Genomic DNA, 18342 nt, shown 5'->3' with positions numbered 1-18342 from the left:
CAAGATAACCGTAGCAGAATGGTAGAAATGGAAACTAGTAAAATTATAACTTGTAATAAAATACCATTAACTATAATATATTATTAAAGTTGGATAAAGATTCTGTAAAGGAGCTTCCTATGCTATCTAAGGTAAAGCAGGTTTTTTTTCTTAGAAAAGTAGAAAAAATGCTGGCAAACTATCAAATAACCGTAAAACACTTTATTCCTGGTAGAGTGCGTTTAGCGTCTCCATATTGGGAAGGACAATCCAAAATAGTGCAGCGATTAATGCCTGAGCTTGAACGAGAAGCGAAAATACGATCGGTACGACACACTAAAGAAACTGGGACGATCCTAGTAGAATATGACCCTAGTTCAAATGTACAAGAAGAGCAGATTGAGCAATGGATACATACTGTTCATCGGATACACAATGAAGTCATAACAGAAGAAGTGGCTAGGCTATGATACAATCCATTCTTGGTATAGGCGCGTCTCTTGCAGCTCCGAGCATAATGAAAAGGCTGAAGGACCAGAAGGTACAGGTGCTTCATGCAATGCCTGGACGCGTAAGGTTGCAGTGTAATCATTGGAAGAACCATACAATTGCTGAAGAGCTAGAGGAGCAATTTTCATACTTTCCTATTGTGCAGTCCGTTAGAGCTTCTGGCATTACTGGTAGCTTACTGCTTGAGTTTACAACACCCTATTTAACATCTGAACAATTTGATGAGATTGTGCAAGCTGCTGTAAATATATCGACAGATGCCTATAGATATACTGAGGCTGCGATGAAGGCATCCATGAGAAACGGGCTTTCTTCCGTAGACCACCTTGTAAAAAAACAAACAGGCGGAAAAGCAGATATAGATTCGTTGCTCACTCTCTTTCTACTCATGAAGGGGACGACTGGATTTGCTGCTAACCCCGCATTTGCCAGTAGCTTATTGTTTTGGGCATACACGCTAATGACTAAAGAGAGCGGTGAAAGGTAGTGCTGCAGAATCAAGTGGTGCATCATGTAAGTGGAAGAACAAGATTGAAGCTTACTACAAAGGAACCTGTCCCTATAGTGGAAGCAAGGTTCAGAGCTTATCCAGGTGTATATTCTGCGATTGTTTCCCCCTATAGTCGGACTATCCTTTTACATCACGAGTCGTCCATTACTCCCAGTGAATTGCTATCTATATACCCCAAGCCAAAGCCGTCTCCAATACTCGCAATTACTCATCCTTATAAGAAGGATATGGCTATCAGTTTAGGGGCATTGGTCATTGATTTGTTGTTTCCTATGCGCTCGTGGCTTGGGATAAAAGTGCTGCTCCGACCAGGAGCAATTGCTAGTCTATATGCTTCCCGTCATATCCTTAAGCAGGGAACCATAAGCATGCTGAAGGAGCATAAGCCTAATGCGGACACACTGAGTGCGACTGCTATCTTTGCGTCTTTATGTAAAGGAAGTCCTAAATCCGCTTTGGTCATTATGTTCATGTCTACATTAAGTGAAATAATAACAGAAATGACTGCAAATAGAACCAGGAACTATGTGAGAGATATGTTACACATGGATGTAGCACATGTATGGAAAGTAATAGATGAAAAAGAAGAGAGAAAAGTGTCGATATATGACATTCGGGCAGGGGATCATATAGCGGTTTTTGAAGGGGAAAAAATATCAGCAGATGGCTCTATCGTTGGTGGATGGGCATGTGTGGATGAATCGTCCATTACAGGAGAATATGTACCAAAAGAGGTTGGTATGCATGATTCAGTATATGCCGGCACCATCGTCAAATCGGGAAATATTAGAGTACAAGTAGAAAGAGTAGGAGACGAAACCGCTGTGTCTCGTATTGTCCAGATGATAGAGGATGCACAACTAAAGAAGGCTCCTATTCAGAGTCATGCAGATCACCTATCTGAAAAACTTGTCCCGTTATCTTTTCTGTTAGCCGGTCTTCTTTATCTATGGACTAGAAGCTTCGATCGAGTGCTGAATATGCTCGTTATTGACTTTGTTTGTGGTCTCAAGCTTTCTACAGCTACAGCCATTTCTGCCTCCATTGGGAAAGCGGCTCGCAGTGGGGCTCTTATTAAGGGTGGTGAATATATTGAGAAGCTCTCCACCATCGACACAGCAATATTGGATAAGACTGGAACAATCACAATTGGTAAACCGAAAGTGACACAAGTCGTTCCGTTCAATGGATTTAGTGAAGCTGAAGTAATTCGTTATGCAGCGTCTGCTGAAGAGCATTCCTCTCACCCTATTGCGCAAGCCATTGTCCAGCATGCAAATCATCAAACGTTAGTACTTCCAGATCATGACCATAACCATATGGAGCAAGTAATAGGTCATGGTATCAAAGCTATAATTGGCGGGAAGGAAGTCTTGGTAGGGAACAAGCGACTCCTCCATACAGAAAAGATAGATATACATGGGTTAAAGTTTATGGATAAGCAAGTGAAATCTGCCAATACAGTTTACGTAGCCATTGACAGAATGATAGCCGGTGTACTTGTCATGGAAGACTCTATTCGTGAAGGAATGAAGAGAACCATAAATCAGCTAAGACGGGAAGGCGTAGATGAGCTGGTTATGATAACGGGGGATAAGCAGGAGGTTGCTCAGCAAGTACAAAGGGATTTACATTTGGATGCTTACTTTGCTGAGGTACTTCCCCATCAAAAGGCCGAGTTCGTAAAAAGATACAAGGAATCAGGAAATACTGTCATGATGGTAGGAGATGGTATAAATGATGCTCCAGCGTTGGCCTACGCTGATATAGGGGTAACTCTTGGAGAGAAAAGAACGGATATTGCAGTAGAAGCAAGTGATTTAGTCATTACCTCGGATAATCCTGCAGTACTGTCGGATGTAATTCAGCTTTCAAAAAAAACGATGAAGACTATCATGTATAACTTTTCCATCACAATTGCTGTCAATAGTGCTGCCATACTGCTTGGTGCGTTAGGGATAATTCCTCCTATAGTAGGAGCCGCCATTCATAACGCTGCCACGATAGGGGTGGTGCTGAATAGTACAACATTACTTTTTACGGAGGAGCGAAGAGAATGGACGCAACCTTTACCATCATCCATGACATACCTGGTCGACTCCGCTTAATTATACCTGCTTTATATGATAAAAAAGATTACGAACAAATCAATCAAATGTTTTCTTCCATTAAAGGTATTGAACAAGTCCGCATTGAACCAATTATTCAATCAATGGTTATTTCTTATAACCAAGAGATGATCAACAAGAAGAACATTTTACGTTTTATTAGTTTATTCTTTAAGCAGACTCGTTTCGATCCCTTGGATAATATTATGGTTAACTTTAAGCCTAACCAAAGAAAAGATTTTCTTCGGTCATTGGTAACAGGGATTCTGCTATTAGTTGCTTACCTTAACAAGTCTTCTGGGAGTGTACCCGGGATGTTAGATTATGCAGTTGTTATCTCCACAGCCTATACGGTACTTTCTCATGGGGAGAATCATAAGCTTAGACACCCTGATGTTATTACTGGGATTGTCAGCATGCTATCGCTAGGAGTTGGGAACATTCTCCATGTAGCTATGGTGACTTGGGCCGTAAATGCTCTGGAATTACTTAATGATGCTAATAAAAGCAAAGTGCTTTTATAATAAAGGAGATAACCATCTCTATGGAGGATTTGCTCCTTTCTTAACGGGAGTGGTGACTTCGTAAGCAACATATTTTTTATTTCAAGGAGGATGTTATATGGTTATGAATAAAGATTTTCTAATGGGATTTGTATCAGGGACAGTGGTCGGCGCAGTTGGGTATAGACTTTATGAGCAAAATCAAGGTCAATTATCCCAGCTTATTCAAAATCCAGGGATGTCAGGTATGCAGTCAGCACAAGGGCTGCAGACTGTACCTAAGCAAGACTTGACCATTGAGGATTTAGTAGCCCAAAAGGAACGTCTTGAAGACTTAATAGCAGAGAAAAAAGTCAATCAGTAATAATATTGAAGATTAAAAGGAAGGGAGCCTTGTTCATTAGGAGGGCTCCCTTCCTTCGCGTTATCTTAAATATTCTTCCAAGATACGATTAGTACGATCCATATATTGAGCTATGGAAATTCCTACATACCGGAGGTGCCATGGTTCATACGTATAGCCAGTGTCTTTCTCTCTGCCCTTTGGATAGCGAATGATAAACCCATAATCTGCCGCATGGTTTTGTACCCAGCGACCTTCTTCTGTAGAGGCAAATTCTTGGATGAGTCTGTAATTAACCTCTGGACTGGTCACATCCATCGCCAGACCGGTCTGGTGTTCGCTATGACCTGGTTCTGCACTTACCCTATCTGCGTATTCCGATCCCCTGTTTCGAGTAATCGCTTCATGTATTTCTTTTTGTCTTTCATAGGAACGGAAGCCAGATTGTGCGTAAAGCTCTACTCCGTCATTCCAGGCAGCATTGAACATTTTCTCCAGCTGACCAGCAGCCATATCACTCATATATCTTTTTTCCCGGTCATCGCTAAATGGGAAAGGGACATCCGGTTCAACTAACCTTGCTGGTTCATAGGAGGCAGGGATGCCACGCTGCTTGTTTACGAGTAGTAGTTGTATAGGCAATTTTAATTCTGTATCCACGTACTGATCTACCGCGTTGTATCCCCCTAACACGATAAATCGTTCAAACCCTCTTTCATCAATTACTAGTTTAATAGGATTTGGAACATAATTCTCTTCTACGAGCATTACGTTATCATTATTATTAGCAGCAAGAACCGCGCCAGCAATTCCATCTGCGAACTCTTCCCCTGTTACAACATAAGCTTCGTCAGCCCTTCCGAGTGGCAGGTGGCGGAGCACTTCGGCTGATGTTTCATATCTATTATCCCCGGAAATACGTGTAGGATTGGGCAGGTCTCGCTCTACTGATTGATCGACCACCCCTTCTCCGCCAATGATATAGGTTTCAGAGACTTTTCCTACCGCATAACGAGTTATACCAGGATTATATGTTTTTTTCGTAAGGAGGATAGGATACCCTCTTTTTGCAGCAAATGGAGCTGCAGCCATTGCATCTGGAAACCTGGAGCCATTCACAACTACTGCTTTATTACTACTAGGCATAGCATCTGCTATACGGGAAGCAGTGGTGTATCGATTGTCTCCTGCGATTCTTCGTATATTCACATGATACTCTTCCACGAGCTGATTACGTATCTTTTCTGAAATAGCATTTGGGCCACCTAACAGAATAACCTTATCAGGCTTTAATCTGTTTAGTTCATCCTGCACTGCTTCTGGTAGCTTGTTCGTTTTAGATAAAAGCAGCGGAGCATCGAGGTGTTTGGCTAAGGGAGCACCTGCTAGTGCATCGGCAAATTCATTGCCTCTCGCTATGACTACTGTACTAGCACCTGCTTGAAACCCCTGTCTTGAAATTTCCACTGCAGTTTCGTATCGATTGTCGCCTTGAATTCGGTCAATGGAAAAAGCTTGTGCGGATGAGTGGCTAGTAAAACCTATAGTAAGTATCGTAGCAAGCAGAACAATCCCATGGCGCACGAAACGAAGCATGAATACATTCCTCCTTATTAAATTTAACCAGTTAGATAACGATAATCTATCTAGCCATTTCTAATCCTTTTGACGTAGCTTCTTTCTCCTTGGTTTCAGTAAAAAGCAGAGTTACACTGAACTCTGCTTTTGAGACTTTCGTAATGTAAATTGTCCGCTAATAAAAACAATAGTGAGTAACAGGAAAAGAATAAAAAACCCATTAACAAATCCAATGGTATCTATCATGACCCCAAAGGCAGGGAAGAGAATCATAATAGCAAAGCTCTCGGCCACACTTATCATAGAGAAGAAAGTGGAGCGTATGTCACTACTAATGTGCTGTTGTATAAAATGGGAGAAGATGGGCTCAAACAGTGTTACCAACTGGGATAGAACAAGGAAGGACAAAACGATAGCCCATACGGGTGTAATAATAAATAATAGAAAGAATGATAGGTAGAGTGCATACCCGTAATGAACAATGGTGAAGAACGTCCATTTTCTTTCTATCCGATGAGCCACTTTAGCCATGATAACCCCAATAAGTCCCTCCAATGTAAAGATAGCTCCTATTATTGGAGCGCTAAGTCCAAGTCTTGTAAAATATTCCTGACCATAGAAGGTAAGGACTACAATGGAGCTAATAACCATGATAAAAAAGATGACAGGTATATGGATTATCTTAGCATCTTTCCAAATGGATAAACTCGTGGAAAATTGGGAGCGCCATTGTGCGGTTATGCGCTTATGTTCAGGAATAGATAATTCCCGTTTTGGTTCATGTAGCAGAAGAATAGGGATTAGGGCTAGTAAATGGGAAGCAATAATACCCCCGTAAACAAAATCCCAGTTAATTTCAGCCATCCATCCTCCTGTCAGCTTAGCCAAACTTAAGGATAATAGGGAGAGGGCAGTAAAGTTTCCGAATATTCTTGTGTACTGATGCTCCTGACCTTTTTCCTTTAACGTATCGTAGGCGAGAGCTTCTTCTGCACCAGATTGGAACGTCATCGCTACTCCTAGCGTGGCCAGGGCTAATCCAAATAAGGAAAGAGAATCGCTTATCAGCATAAAGCTCCCATACCCAACACTAAGCACGTTTCCGATAAAGAGACTAACCTTCCTGCCGTACATATCAGCAATCATGCCTGTTGGGATTTCAAATAAAACGACACTTAGATGCATGAGGGCTTCCGCTATCCCAACATCACTCATACTAAGTCCTTTGTCACTTAAATATATTACCCATAAAGCACGATCGAAGAATAACTGTGCAACAAATGTGTAGATATACAAAAAACGAATATTTCTAGTTAACATTGAATCCATGATGAGCCTCCGAGCCTCTGACGCAACAAAAACACAGGCATAAAACTCATCTATGTGGAGAGTCGAATACGCATTATGGTTAGGTAAGAATGGATTACGTCAGAGTTATAGTTTTAGTAATTTGCTGTAAAAAGACACACTTCTCCCTGTCTTTAGCAAAATTCCAAAAATGGACATCATGAACACGATAAAACGCTTCACTTCATCCACTAAACCAAACGTAATCAATTACATTACCTCCTTTCGCACGAATATAATTTTACATTATAAGAACATGGACACGAATGCAATAATTTCATGAAAAATTTTACTGTTTCGATTCTGATTGAAGTACAACCATGTTACCATAGAACTGGAAGTTGGGAGGGAGTTTAATGGGGAAGGATAAAAGAATGGAGAAATGGGAGTACACTCGTACGAAGGGTAAACGTCGTTTTATTATAAGCAATGGTGTCCTCGGCTGGGGGCTGCCAACAGCTTTATTATTTTTTGGGATAACCAATATGGTTGAACATGGCATGTCTCTACAGTCGTACATAACAGGAGAAGGAATTATGGAAATGTTAATAAGCCTCATTATATTCCCGCTTGGAGGAGTAATATTTGGGTATATGGTTTGGGGGTTGAATGAAAGTATGTATGCAGATGACCAATCTAATCATGAAGGAAGTAGTTAAAGCATATGAAAAAATGGAGTATAATGATAGGGCTAGTGATATTGGTTAGCTGTTCACCATCACAAGAAAAGCAACAGCTGACAGAAATAGATTGGAAAGGGAAGAGTGAGCATTGGCAAGTAAACCAAATGAAAAGCTCCTTCTCAGATGAAACATTTACAATAGGCCCTGTAACTATTCAGCATGTACAGGATGTTAATTTTCAAACTACCTATTATTTTGTTCAAACTCATGTACAAGTAAATGGAGTAGATCATGTAGTGTCCGCTAAATCTGTGTCGAGTCAAAATAATATTCAAGCCTCACCTATAGAATTAGAAGAAAAAACAGAGAACTATTCTCTTTATTCTGGAGAGGGGTTCTCCCATATAAAGGATATGGAAGCCGTTTACATAACGATTGATTGGTATGATACCAATAAGGGAAAGGATAGGGAGGAGAGAATTGATTTATATAGAGAGAGCCATCAGCTTGAGGAACTATAGCTTTTTGAATGCCGCTTTTTAATTTGGAGAAAGATACAGCTTGAATCTTGTACATAAGAAACACAAACCGTCTTTGGCGATGTATTGAATCCCTCTTATGTGCAAACCAAAGAGAAGAACTAGAAGTAAGGTTTGCCATCTTAACAACTAGATGAAATACCAATGTAGCTGAGAGTATTCATAAAAAAAGCTCCCTTTCCACTATTTGGAAAAGGAGCTTTTTCATGATTTCTAGACTCATGCATTTATTCCCATTCATACGGTGTTTCTTGGTACACGTAGTAATTTAACCAATTAGAGAACAACAAGTAGGCTTGAGAACGCCAGCGATTTAGTGGTTTTTGAGAATCGTCATCGTGAGGAAAATAATCACTAGGAATTTCAATATTCAATCCTTTAGCTTTATCCCTCTCATACTCTTCAGCAAGTGTTGTTGCCTCATACTCAATATGACCTGTTATCATGACATTTTTTTCATCCTTAGACATCATTAACAATGCCCCTGCCTCATCAGATGCAGACAATAACGTCACTTCAGGATGAGTCTTAACTTCTTCATAGGAAACATCTGTGTACCTGGAATGTGGGGCAAGAAATTCATCGTCCATGCCGCGAATAAGTTTTTCTGTAGATTCCATGACACGATGTTTAAATATGCCTGATAACTTGTTAGGTAACGGATATTTCTGAATGCCATAATGGTAGTAAAGCGCTGCTTGAGCTCCCCAGCAAATATGTAGAACAGAGGTCACATTCGTCTTCGTCCATTCCAGAATGTCAGTCAGTTCCTCCCAATAATTTACTTCTTCAAATGGGAGCTGCTCCACTGGAGCTCCCGTTATAATCATACCATCGTATCGATCTTCTTTAACGTCTTCAAATGTTTTATAAAATTGGCTCAAGTGCGACCTGCTAACGTTCTTTGATTCATACGTTGCCGTATGCATAAAGTCGACACTAACCTGTAGTGGGGAGTTACTTAAAAGACGAAGTAACTGCCGTTCGGTTTTTTCTTTCTCTGGCATTAAGTTAAGTATAAGAATATTTAGAGGACGGATATCCTGAGAAACAGCTCGCTCATCCTCCATTAAGAATATATTTTCCTTTTCCAGTATATCCCTAGCAGGAAGAGCCTTTGGAATATTAATTGGCAATCACAATTCCCCCTTAAACCCGTATCAAATATTATTCCCCATTATAACAGATATGAGTGAAATAGCATCCAGTAAATTTGTAATATTTTGCACATTACGTATTTTTATCCTTTTCGTTTGGTACTTATGGAATTGCTAGAATCGTTGTATTTTGCTATCTTTAATGAAGAAGCTTGTGTAGGATAGCTGGAGGTGAATATTTTGTCCCAACCAAAACCAAATTTTACATTACATATTATGATAAGTCTCTTTATGATTGTTTTGCTTTTAGGAAACATTTTCCTCTTATCGACTCCAACGTGGATGACGTATGTTCTCGGGGTTACAGTCATTATGAATCTTGTGGTTCTTGTATTGATTAAAAAGATAACTTCTCAACAGAAGTAGTAAAGCTTTGTCCATGCTATGTTTGTATAGTACACCTATCTTTACTATAGATAGTGAAGGTTCGATACTTATAGGAGAACAAGGTATGGTCTAGGGAACGCTCGCTTTCCTACTGCTCCACGTTCTGTCGGAGCTAGAGGAAAGCAGCTGCTTCCACTCCATCACCACGCCACTCTAAACTTCTAAAACTACTTCCATTTTATGTTCAATCCTTATAATCTCTTGATTATACGAATCAACCTAATGTCAAATTGGTTATGGAACAAAGCCAATAAAAAAAGCAGGTAGAGCTCGCTACCTGCTTTTTTTGCCTTGTGAAGTTGCTACAGCATATTCCCGTTCTGGATCTTTAGTCATATCGGACAACATCCGTTCTTCTATGCTTGTATCTAGATCATAGTCAATATCATATAATTCCCTGATGATGGCAGATACCTCTTTAAATTCAGGCATACTCCCATAAATGTTTTGAAATGGTTCCATCGCATTTAGAATAGCATGCTCGTATGGATTGAAGGTGCGAAGGGTTTCCTTAAATAAAGTATCTCCATCCTCTGTTAGAGATAAATAAGTATTTCGTTTATCATCATCATTTTTGGAAAAGGAGATGAGTTCTCTTTCTTCTAATTTTTTTGAGAAGTTGAATGCGGTAGATACATGCATAGCTCCATGATTTGATAAATCTGAGATGGTTGTTCCATTTTTTTCGTATAAGATCCAGAGAATATGGTGCTCATTGATATTCAGACCGTGTGGCTTTACCCAAGCACGCCAGTCTTTCTCAATGGCTTTCCATAAAGCTTTGCTGAGTTGGGTCATCCTATGACTAAATAGAATGGCTTCTTCCATAGAATAATTGCTCAATTCGTACCCTCCTACTTAATCAGCTGCTTCCCATATTCCCCCTAATGAAGAAAGCTAGAATGTCCTAATTCCTATCATACTCTTTTAAAAAGATATATTCAAAATATATATTTATTTTTTACTATTATACAGTAGAAAAGCACCGAATTACATCCGGTGCAGAACGATATTAATTAGTAATTTCTCTTGTTTTTTTGTTTTTTAAGTACATATAGAAGGATGCACTAAAAATAATAATATACCCGATAATGCTGTATAAATCAGGGAATTGGTTGAAGAGAACCATACTGAGTACAGATGTATAAATAATGGTGGAATAAAAGTAAATAGAAATCTCTTTCGCTGGAGCGTATTTATAAGCCACCGTAATACCAAATTGTCCTATAGTGGCAAAGCCTCCGGCAAGGAGCAGGTACACCATTTGCTGTAAGGACATTGGTTCGTAAAATATAATAACGAATGGGAGTAATACAACCGTAGAGAAAAAGGAGAAATAAAATACTATGGTATAGAATTGCTCCTTATCTCCAAGAAAACGTAAGACTGTGTATGCTCCAGCCGCAAATATAGCGGATAATAGACCTGCGCCATATGGAATTATTTCAAGAGAAAAGGCTGGTTTAATGACAAACAGCGTTCCTATAAATGCGATGATTACGGCTGCAATTTGATATTTTTTTGCTTTTTCCTTTAGGAAAATAGCAGAGAATATAATTAATAAAAATGGGCTCAGTTTATTTAGCATATCTGCATCTGATAACACAAGATGATCTATTGCGTAAAAGTACAAAACCATCCCTAGCGTTCCAAAGCTAGACCGCAGTAATAGATATTTCTGGTTTTTCTTTTCCCCAAAAATCCGCTCATTATTTTTTAATACGAAGCCTAAGGCGATAATGGCTGTGACTAGGTTTCGAAACATCGTCTTTTGTACCGTGGGTAAGTCTCCAGACAGCTTTACAAAGGCAGACATGATAGCAAAACCAAATGCAGAGGATAATAATAAGAGTATTCCTTTGGTAGTATTATTCATCGTAAACCTCCATGCTTATTCCGTTGTTCGTTAGTATGTTCTTCTTGTATTGCTTCATGTGATAGCAACCAAAGAAAAACATTATCGAATATTAGGGTAAGTGTCAATCTTTTCGTTTCCCGAATGGTTTGTACATAATAAGGGTGGTCCTGCCATACATTCCTAATAGTACAGTTTTCTAGATAGGTGGGCGCCACATTGAGAAGCATCTGGCCTTTTATACGCAGCTTATGGAAGAGAATGGGGGAAGATGACGTAGCAGGGTTATCTGCTCAGCTATCGTACTTCTTTTTATTATCATTGTTTCCGTTTTTATTTTTTCTCACCACTTTAATAGGGTATATAAATATATCAGAGGAACGAATAATGGAATTTGTTCACACGTATGCGCCTGATGGAGCGTACGAATTAATAGAGTCCAATGTTCAGGATATCTTATATCAGCAGCATGGCGGTCTATTGTCCCTTGGTATCATTGGGACATTATGGGCTGCAAGTAATGGGATGAACGCCATCATAAAAGCAATGGATCAAGCCTATCAAGTTCGGTCGAAGCGGCATTTTTTAGTACAAAGAGCGTTATCGGTTTGGTTGTTGTTTGCCTTTACCTTCATTATTCTCATTGCTCTCTTATTATCTGTTTTTGGTAAATTAATTGGGAGAGGGATATTTTTCTATTTTAGCTTCACGACCACGTTCTTGACCCTGTGGGAGGTTATAAGGTGGGGATTATCCTCTATTTTGTTTTTTATTGTGCTTCTCTTTCTATATAAATGGGTTCCACACGTCCCATTACGGCTAAAGGAAGTTTGGAGAGGTGCTTTATTCGCCGTAACAGGCTGGCAGCTTGTTTCGTTGGCATTTTCCATCTATGTCAACCGATGGGGAGACTTCTCTGCAACCTATGGCAGTCTAGGTGGGGTCATTGTGCTAATGATTTGGTTTTACTTATCCGGAATTATTCTAATTACAGGTGGGCAGATAAATGCTCTCGTCAAAGAAAGATATCTAGTACTTTCTAAGATAAGGAGGTAGTACAGCTTGGATTTGCCTAACATAGAAATCAAAGCGGAGGATCTTATTTCTAATCTTATACCTATACTAATAGGGCTAGTCGTTATTTTCATTCTTCGTTGGTGTTTATTAGGAGTGGAAGCAGTAATTAGACGAAAACAATCAGAGGGGTTAACCCCTAACCCAATGATAAAAAGCCTTGTTAACTGGGTGACATTTTACAGTGTTATCTTATTTTTATTGTTCTATTTTCAGTCCTCCCAATGGATGTTTGAAAGCTTGATTTCTATAGGTGATCAAACTATTTCAGTCTTTCTTATCATTTTAGTTATTTTGATTATTTCTTTAACCTTACGTATTTCTAAGATTTTACGATCTTATGTATTCCCCTCTATTTATAATCGATATGATTTAGATAGGGGAGTTCAATTTACTTTTGATAAAATCTTTCATTACGCCATCATTTTACTTGGTGTGTTCATAAGTCTTTCTACTATTGGAATTAAATTAAGTGCCCTGACTGTTTTTGCAGGCATTGTTGGGGTAGGGATAGGATTTGGATTGCAAAACATAGCCTCGAATTTCATCTCAGGAATCATTTTATTATTTGAACGACCTATTAAGGTGGGGGATCGTGTGTTAGTGGACGATATTATTGGGGATGTTGAAAGGATTAATATGAGGGCTACTGTAATACGAACGCTTGATAATGAAAGAATTATTGTGCCAAACTCCTATTTTTTAGAGGAGAAGGTAATTAACCGCTCTTATGGAGATAGAGTAATGCGCCTTGTATTGCCAGTCGGAGTAGCGTATGGCAGTGACGTCCATAAAGTTCGAGAGGTATTATTGCAAGTAGCAATTGATGAGCAGCAAAGGGCCCCGATAATACTCTCAGACCCTGAGCCTTATGTGAATTTTGTTGGATTTGGCAGTTCCTCTTTGGATTTCGAACTGTTTGTTTGGATTGCCGAGCCAGAAAAGGTCATCGTCACAAAAAGCCAATTAAATTTTCAAATATACGACAAGTTAAATGAACATCATATTGAGATTCCTTTCCCTCAAAGAGATTTGCATATTAAGAGTGTAGATGGAGATGTGTGGAAGAAGAGTGACGGGGAAGGATCCTAAAAAACTACAATACTACATTCATCATTAATTAAGGTATAGTCTGCTTTCCGGGCTTTATCTCCTCTTAATAACGGGAAGGACCGATCCATAACTAGTAAATGGACCGAATCAATGAATATAGGTCTTACTAAATATGAAGCCTAATCAGAAAAGGAATGCCATACCTCCATAAGGGCGTTGGCATTCCTTTTTTGATGTGGTGTATATATATTAATACGTCTGTTCCATAATGCGTTCTAAAACTTTTTTACGTAGTTCATCATCTAGGCTGCCCAGTCCAAATATTTCGGATAGCCATAACCCATCCACAGCTAATCGGAGTAAAGTAGCTTGCACTTCATCCAATCCGTCTGTTTCTATTTGCTGCTGCCAGCTAGCATACGTTTCCTGGAGTGGTTTTAATAAAGCAGGGTTAATACCTTGGGCTGCAAGCATTCCAGCGCTGATTTCTCTGTTTTGAATACTTTCCGTGTACATTGTAGTTGCCAGCGCCCTTGTCCATCTTCCAGTATCGTGATTGTCAGATTGTGCCGATGCTTCTACGTTTTCTCTGTAAATGGAGTCCATGTGCTCCACTAGACCTTCTACAAGTGCCTCTTTGCTAGCAAAATGGTATAACAAGCCACCTTTGCTCACTTCAGCTTGCTTGGCAACCGCATCCAGTGTCAGTGCATCACTTCCTCTAGTATGGACTATGAGAGCAGCTGCTTCCAATATTTTATCCTTTTTAGATTCTCTTGGCATATCCACGTTCCTCGCTACGAAAAGTCATGATATTTTCTATAATAACAATAGAGGTGTTGCATTTCAATTTTAGCTGGTTCCCTTCCTTTTTCTCTATATGCACTAGCTTGCCTTCTCTTCGTTGATTGTATCTTCTTGCTGCTGGTCTCCATTAACCATCTTGAGGAAAGACCATACTAACAGTGGCAAGATGATAAGTAGCGGAAAGCCTCCAATAATGCTTATGGTTTGCAGTGTTTTAAGGCCGCCAAGATACATAAAAATCATAGGTAACACAGAAAGCGCTAATGCCCAGAATAAACGATTCCATCTTAATGGTTCTCCTTCTACACGCTTTTGTACTACAGAGGCAATAACGTAAGATCCAGAATCATACGTAGTGGATAAAAAGATGGTAGCTAAAAGCACAAATATAATAATAGCAAACGTAGCAATGGGCAGCTCTGACAATGTTCCGATGATGGCTGCAGGTGCTCCTTGTTCATTTAAAATGTCGACAACAGGATATTGGCCGCTTAATTCTAAATACATAGAATAGTTACCGAGTATTCCAAAAAATAAGATCGTTCCTAAACTGCCGAAGAGGACTGTTCCAAACACCAACTGCCGGATGGTGCGCCCTTTAGAAATTCTAGCAATAAACAATCCAACAAATGGGGCATATACAATCCACCATGCCCAATAGAAAACCGTCCACCCTTCAGGAAAGCCAGTTCTTTCAAACAGACTTAAATTATTAAACGGCTCTGCCCACGTGCTCATAGAGAAAAAGTTATCCATCATTCTGCCGAGACTTGTAATGGTGGATTCCGTCATAAATGTCGTTGGTCCTACGATAAGGATGAACAAGAGCAGGGCAAAAGCAAGCCATAAATTGATATCACTTAATACCTTTATCCCTTTTTGAAGTCCTGAATAGGCACTAAGTCCAAATATGAGCGTACAAATAACCAGGATAATGGATTTGGATACTATATTATCTGGTACTCCTATTAAATGGTTTAGCCCAGCAGATATAATCGGAGCGGACAGTGCTAGCCCAGTACCGCCTCCCCCTAGTAAACCGAACATAAATAAAATATCGACCATTCTGCCTACAAACCCATCTGTGTGCTTTCCTAAAACAGGGCGGCACGCTTCACTTATTTTAAATACATTTGTCTTCCTTACAAAAAACATATATCCAATCGGGAGCGCTGGGATTGCGAACATAGCCCATGCAATAGGACCCCAATGAAAGAACCCATATGTAGATGCCCAGCGAACAGCTTCTTCTGTTCCAGCTTCGATACCAAATGGAGGACTTTGATAATAATAAGCCCATTCAATAACACCCCAGTAGAGTATTCCGGTACCAATGCCGCTTGTGAACAACATTGCCGCCCACGAGCCAGTCTTAAATTCCGGTGTTTCGCCTTTATCCCCTAGCTTGATGTCACCATACCGACTTACACCAATAAATAAAAGAAATAATAAGAGAAACAGTCCAACAGTAAGAAATAAAATCCCCAGTTTTTGTGTGACTACATCATTGATAGACAGCACTATTTCTTTCCCTTGCTCAGGAAATACAATCAATGGCACAGATACGAAGATTAGCAGCATAAGTGCACCTATGAACGTTTTCCAATCCATTATATGTTTGTACATATTTATCCTCCTCTGAATGTAAGTTCGTAAAGGGGTGATTACATGTTCAAACTGTACAATCTGGACGGTATTCTTTCAAAAATTAAATGGACTAGCATGTGTAAATATAATGAAGGAATTAGAAGTAAATACAGCAATAACGGTATATTTTGACTTATTTTCGAGAAATAAGGATTGATTATACTGAATTAGAAGTATATTCAGAACAAACATTTTTATCATGACACTATACCGAAACCAAGTTACTCACTATCTCCTCGTTTATAAGAACGGGCTTATCAGCATTGGCGAATAAAAACCAACATATATCTGCAGTTAATTCTAGGTAGAGTCTTAATAAATATAACCCCCTTTCCAATAGTACCTATAGAAGAATTGGAAAGAAATAATAGAAAAAATCATTTGAAAGTAAACAGTCCGGATGGTATAGTTTGGGTTAGTTAAAGGAAATTTAATTCAGTCTTAAAGCATGGGGAGGATTTATTTATGAAACATAAAGTGTTATTAACTTCGGCTGTAACAGGTGCAGGAGATACTATAGAAAAAAATGCTAATGTACCTGTTACACCTAAGGAAATCGCTGATTCAGCTATCTCTTCTGCCAAAGCAGGGGCTACTATTGCACATGTGCATGCAAGAAATCCTGAAACAGGCGGTATTAGTCATGATGTAAACCATTATCGAGAAATAGTAGAACGTATTCGGGAATCGGAAACAGATGTCATAATCAATATTACTTCTGGCGGTGGAGGAGATTTTATTCCAAGCTTACAAACACCTGCTGCTGGAGGGGAAGGCACAGACATTCAAACTCCTGCAGAAAGACACGAGCCTGTGGGAGCACTACTGCCAGAGATGTGTACGCTGGATTGCGGTAGTACTAATTTTGGAAATATGATTTATATGAGCCCAACAGACTGGTTAAGAGAGCAAGCTAAATTGATTCAGGATAGTGGGGTCAAGCCAGAGCTTGAATGCTTTGACACAGGTCATGTTCGATTTGCTAACCAACTAATACATGAAGGGCTGATAGACGGAGATCCAATGTTTCAATTTTGCCTTGGTATTCCATGGGGAGCAGCTGCGGATGCTGAAACGATGCTCTATATGAAGAATCGAATTCCAGAGAATGCCCATTGGTCTGCTTTTGGAATAGGGCGTATGCAAATGCCGATTGCAGCCCAATCAGCAATATTAGGTGGAAACATACGTGTTGGGTTAGAGGATAACCTTTATCTGTCCAAAGGGGTTATGGCTAATAATGAACAACTGGTAGATAAAGCTGTAACGATGCTTGCTGGTCATGATTTAGAACCTATGTCTCCACAAGAAGCTAGAGAATATCTACAATTACGAAATCCACATGGAGGAAAATCATAATGACCATTAATACAGTAGCAGTAGTAGGTACAGGAGTAATAGGAAATGGCTGGATTACTCGATTTTTGGCGCATGGATATGATGTGATTGCCACAGATCCAGCAGAGGGTGCAGAGGAGAGAATGAGAGAATCGGTCAGACGAGCTTGGCCATTTGCAGAAGAAATCGGAATAGCAAATGAGGCTTCTCTTGATAGATTGACCTTTGAACCGGATTTAGCAAAAGCTGTAGGGGATGCCGATTTTATTCAAGAAAATGTCCCGGAAGTGGAAGACATTAAACAGACAGTACTACAATCGATTGATCAACATGCTAAGCCTGATGCTATTATTGGTTCTAGTACATCTGGTATTATGCCATCCGTTTTACAGGAAGGGCTTCAATTCCCAGAGCGATTTGTTGTAGCTCATCCGTTTACACCAGTTTATATTCTTCCTTTAGTGGAGCTAGTTGCAGGAAGGAGCACTACGGACCAAACCGTGGAAAGAGCAAAGCAATTCTTTGAACAGATGAATATGAGTCCTCTGATTGTTCGCCATGAAATTGAAGGACACATAGCCGATCGCTTAATCGAAGCCATCTGGAGGGAATCGCTTCATATTGTTAACGATGGAATAGCCACGACAGAAGAAGTCGATAGAGCATTCACACATGGAGCTGGACTTCGTTATGCTCAGTATGGACCCTTTCTTACCTTCCATCTTGGTGGAGGTGAAGGCGGAATGAGACATATGCTGAAGCAATTTGGTCCTGCCTTGAAGAAGCCATGGACAAAGTTAGAGGCCCCAGAGTTAACAGACGAATTATATGAGAAAGTAGTTACTGGGTGTGAAAAGCAATCTGGGGGCATGACTATGTCTGAGTTAGATCAAAATCGTAATGAGTTTCTAATTAAATTAATGGATTTAGTAAAGGAATACTGGCCACAAGAGCAAGAAAGCTCAAGGGTTTAGGAGGTAAAG

Annotated in this window: 19 protein-coding genes; 11 read left to right on the top strand and 8 right to left on the bottom strand. The window is 39.7% G+C overall.

Features of this window, described 5'->3' with window-relative positions; all coding sequences use genetic code 11:
* The first annotated feature begins 119 nt into the window (after positions 1-119).
* The 5 genes from ACFFGV_RS12900 to ACFFGV_RS12880 all read left to right on the top strand — a co-directional run bounded on the left by ACFFGV_RS12900 (position 120) and on the right by ACFFGV_RS12880 (position 3975).
* A complete protein-coding gene (locus ACFFGV_RS12900) occupies positions 120-449 on the top strand; it encodes an HMA2 domain-containing protein (RefSeq protein WP_377348496.1) in 330 nt (109 codons plus the stop codon).
* A complete protein-coding gene (locus ACFFGV_RS12895) occupies positions 446-976 on the top strand; it encodes an HMA2 domain-containing protein (protein WP_377348495.1) in 531 nt (176 codons plus the stop codon). Before ACFFGV_RS12900 ends, ACFFGV_RS12895 begins: the two co-directional genes overlap by 4 nt.
* On the top strand, positions 976-3108 hold the full coding sequence (locus ACFFGV_RS12890; RefSeq protein ID WP_377348493.1) for a heavy metal translocating P-type ATPase: 2133 nt from the start codon (positions 976-978) through the stop codon (positions 3106-3108). The genes ACFFGV_RS12895 and ACFFGV_RS12890 overlap by 1 nt, the downstream gene beginning before the upstream one ends.
* Positions 3057-3632, top strand: coding sequence for an HMA2 domain-containing protein (locus tag ACFFGV_RS12885; RefSeq protein ID WP_377348491.1), 576 nt, complete (start codon positions 3057-3059; stop codon positions 3630-3632). The genes ACFFGV_RS12890 and ACFFGV_RS12885 overlap by 52 nt, the downstream gene beginning before the upstream one ends.
* Before the next feature lie 97 nt (positions 3633-3729).
* A complete protein-coding gene (locus ACFFGV_RS12880) occupies positions 3730-3975 on the top strand; it encodes a hypothetical protein (protein WP_377348489.1) in 246 nt (81 codons plus the stop codon).
* Between the two features lie 60 nt (positions 3976-4035).
* Here ACFFGV_RS12880 and ACFFGV_RS12875 read toward each other — a convergent pair whose 3' ends face one another.
* From ACFFGV_RS12875 to ACFFGV_RS12865, 3 genes are all read right to left on the bottom strand, one after another.
* Positions 4036-5550, bottom strand: coding sequence for a cell wall-binding repeat-containing protein (locus ACFFGV_RS12875; protein ID WP_377348487.1), 1515 nt, complete (start codon positions 5548-5550; stop codon positions 4036-4038).
* Between the two features lie 111 nt (positions 5551-5661).
* Positions 5662-6861: an MFS transporter gene (locus ACFFGV_RS12870; RefSeq protein ID WP_377348485.1), complete on the bottom strand. Its 1200-nt coding sequence runs from the start codon at positions 6859-6861 to the stop codon at positions 5662-5664.
* A gap of 105 nt (positions 6862-6966) precedes the next feature.
* Complete coding sequence (locus tag ACFFGV_RS12865) at positions 6967-7089, bottom strand: hypothetical protein (protein WP_377348483.1); 123 nt, start codon at positions 7087-7089, stop codon at positions 6967-6969.
* A gap of 146 nt (positions 7090-7235) precedes the next feature.
* Here ACFFGV_RS12865 and ACFFGV_RS12860 point away from each other — a divergent pair, with 146 nt between their 5' ends.
* Both ACFFGV_RS12860 and ACFFGV_RS12855 read left to right on the top strand, forming a co-directional pair.
* Positions 7236-7538: a hypothetical protein gene (locus ACFFGV_RS12860; protein ID WP_377348481.1), complete on the top strand. Its 303-nt coding sequence runs from the start codon at positions 7236-7238 to the stop codon at positions 7536-7538.
* A 5-nt stretch (positions 7539-7543) separates the two neighbouring features.
* Entirely contained in the window at positions 7544-8023 is a 480-nt protein-coding gene (locus ACFFGV_RS12855) for a hypothetical protein (protein ID WP_377348479.1), read from the top strand.
* Between the two features lie 245 nt (positions 8024-8268).
* On the opposite strand, the gene metA is transcribed toward ACFFGV_RS12855, so the two are convergent.
* From metA to ACFFGV_RS12840, 3 genes are all read right to left on the bottom strand, one after another.
* Positions 8269-9177 carry a homoserine O-acetyltransferase MetA gene (gene metA / locus ACFFGV_RS12850; protein WP_377348477.1) on the bottom strand — a complete coding sequence of 303 codons (909 nt, stop codon included), beginning with the start codon at positions 9175-9177 and terminating at the stop codon, positions 8269-8271.
* A 681-nt stretch (positions 9178-9858) separates the two neighbouring features.
* Complete coding sequence (locus tag ACFFGV_RS12845; RefSeq protein ID WP_377348475.1) at positions 9859-10428, bottom strand: HTH-type transcriptional regulator Hpr; 570 nt, start codon at positions 10426-10428, stop codon at positions 9859-9861.
* 169 nt (positions 10429-10597) lie between these two features.
* Positions 10598-11461 carry a DMT family transporter gene (locus ACFFGV_RS12840; protein WP_377348473.1) on the bottom strand — a complete coding sequence of 288 codons (864 nt, stop codon included), beginning with the start codon at positions 11459-11461 and terminating at the stop codon, positions 10598-10600.
* Positions 11462-11659: 198 nt separating this feature from the next.
* Here ACFFGV_RS12840 and ACFFGV_RS12835 point away from each other — a divergent pair, with 198 nt between their 5' ends.
* Positions 11660-12496 (top strand): YihY/virulence factor BrkB family protein, encoded by an 837-nt coding sequence (locus ACFFGV_RS12835; RefSeq protein ID WP_377348471.1) that lies wholly within the window; start codon positions 11660-11662, stop codon positions 12494-12496.
* Between the two features lie 6 nt (positions 12497-12502).
* Positions 12503-13606, top strand: coding sequence for a mechanosensitive ion channel family protein (locus ACFFGV_RS12830; RefSeq protein WP_377348469.1), 1104 nt, complete (start codon positions 12503-12505; stop codon positions 13604-13606).
* A gap of 210 nt (positions 13607-13816) precedes the next feature.
* On the opposite strand, the gene ACFFGV_RS12825 is transcribed toward ACFFGV_RS12830, so the two are convergent.
* Both ACFFGV_RS12825 and ACFFGV_RS12820 read right to left on the bottom strand, forming a co-directional pair.
* Positions 13817-14350, bottom strand: a complete 534-nt coding sequence (locus tag ACFFGV_RS12825; protein WP_377348467.1) for a TetR/AcrR family transcriptional regulator — start codon at positions 14348-14350, stop codon at positions 13817-13819.
* Between the two features lie 102 nt (positions 14351-14452).
* Positions 14453-16000 (bottom strand): BCCT family transporter, encoded by a 1548-nt coding sequence (locus ACFFGV_RS12820; RefSeq protein WP_377348465.1) that lies wholly within the window; start codon positions 15998-16000, stop codon positions 14453-14455.
* Positions 16001-16486: 486 nt separating this feature from the next.
* Between ACFFGV_RS12820 and ACFFGV_RS12815 the strand changes: the two genes are divergently transcribed.
* Positions 16487-17380: a beta-keto acid cleavage family enzyme gene (locus ACFFGV_RS12815; protein ID WP_377348463.1), complete on the top strand. Its 894-nt coding sequence runs from the start codon at positions 16487-16489 to the stop codon at positions 17378-17380.
* Complete coding sequence (locus tag ACFFGV_RS12810) at positions 17380-18333, top strand: 3-hydroxyacyl-CoA dehydrogenase NAD-binding domain-containing protein (protein ID WP_377348461.1); 954 nt, start codon at positions 17380-17382, stop codon at positions 18331-18333. The genes ACFFGV_RS12815 and ACFFGV_RS12810 overlap by 1 nt, the downstream gene beginning before the upstream one ends.
* The last annotated feature ends 9 nt before the right edge of the window (positions 18334-18342 follow it).

It is taken from the genome of Pontibacillus salicampi (assembly GCF_042434395.1).
GTDB lineage: Bacteria > Bacillota > Bacilli > Bacillales > BH030062 > Pontibacillus > Pontibacillus salicampi.
Note: the sequence above shows the minus strand (reverse complement) of the source record. Positions and strands in the feature narration are given on the sequence as shown.

Bases quoted from the DNA above. Each gene is read 5' to 3' on its own strand.
- ACFFGV_RS12900 (WP_377348496.1), top strand. From the start codon at position 120: ATGCTATCTAAGGTAAAGCAGGTTTTTTTTCTTAGAAAAGTAGAAAAA.
- ACFFGV_RS12895 (WP_377348495.1), top strand. From the start codon at position 446: ATGATACAATCCATTCTTGGTATAGGCGCGTCTCTTGCAGCTCCGAGC.
- ACFFGV_RS12885 (WP_377348491.1), top strand. From the start codon at position 3,057: ATGGACGCAACCTTTACCATCATCCATGACATACCTGGTCGACTCCGC.
- ACFFGV_RS12880 (WP_377348489.1), top strand. From the start codon at position 3,730: ATGGTTATGAATAAAGATTTTCTAATGGGATTTGTATCAGGGACAGTG.
- ACFFGV_RS12875 (WP_377348487.1), bottom strand. From the start codon at position 5,550: ATGCTTCGTTTCGTGCGCCATGGGATTGTTCTGCTTGCTACGATACTT.
- ACFFGV_RS12870 (WP_377348485.1), bottom strand. From the start codon at position 6,861: ATGGATTCAATGTTAACTAGAAATATTCGTTTTTTGTATATCTACACA.
- ACFFGV_RS12860 (WP_377348481.1), top strand. From the start codon at position 7,236: ATGGGGAAGGATAAAAGAATGGAGAAATGGGAGTACACTCGTACGAAG.
- ACFFGV_RS12855 (WP_377348479.1), top strand. From the start codon at position 7,544: ATGAAAAAATGGAGTATAATGATAGGGCTAGTGATATTGGTTAGCTGT.
- ACFFGV_RS12840 (WP_377348473.1), bottom strand. From the start codon at position 11,461: ATGAATAATACTACCAAAGGAATACTCTTATTATTATCCTCTGCATTT.
- ACFFGV_RS12825 (WP_377348467.1), bottom strand. From the start codon at position 14,350: ATGCCAAGAGAATCTAAAAAGGATAAAATATTGGAAGCAGCTGCTCTC.
- ACFFGV_RS12820 (WP_377348465.1), bottom strand. From the start codon at position 16,000: ATGTACAAACATATAATGGATTGGAAAACGTTCATAGGTGCACTTATG.
- ACFFGV_RS12815 (WP_377348463.1), top strand. From the start codon at position 16,487: ATGAAACATAAAGTGTTATTAACTTCGGCTGTAACAGGTGCAGGAGAT.
- ACFFGV_RS12810 (WP_377348461.1), top strand. From the start codon at position 17,380: ATGACCATTAATACAGTAGCAGTAGTAGGTACAGGAGTAATAGGAAAT.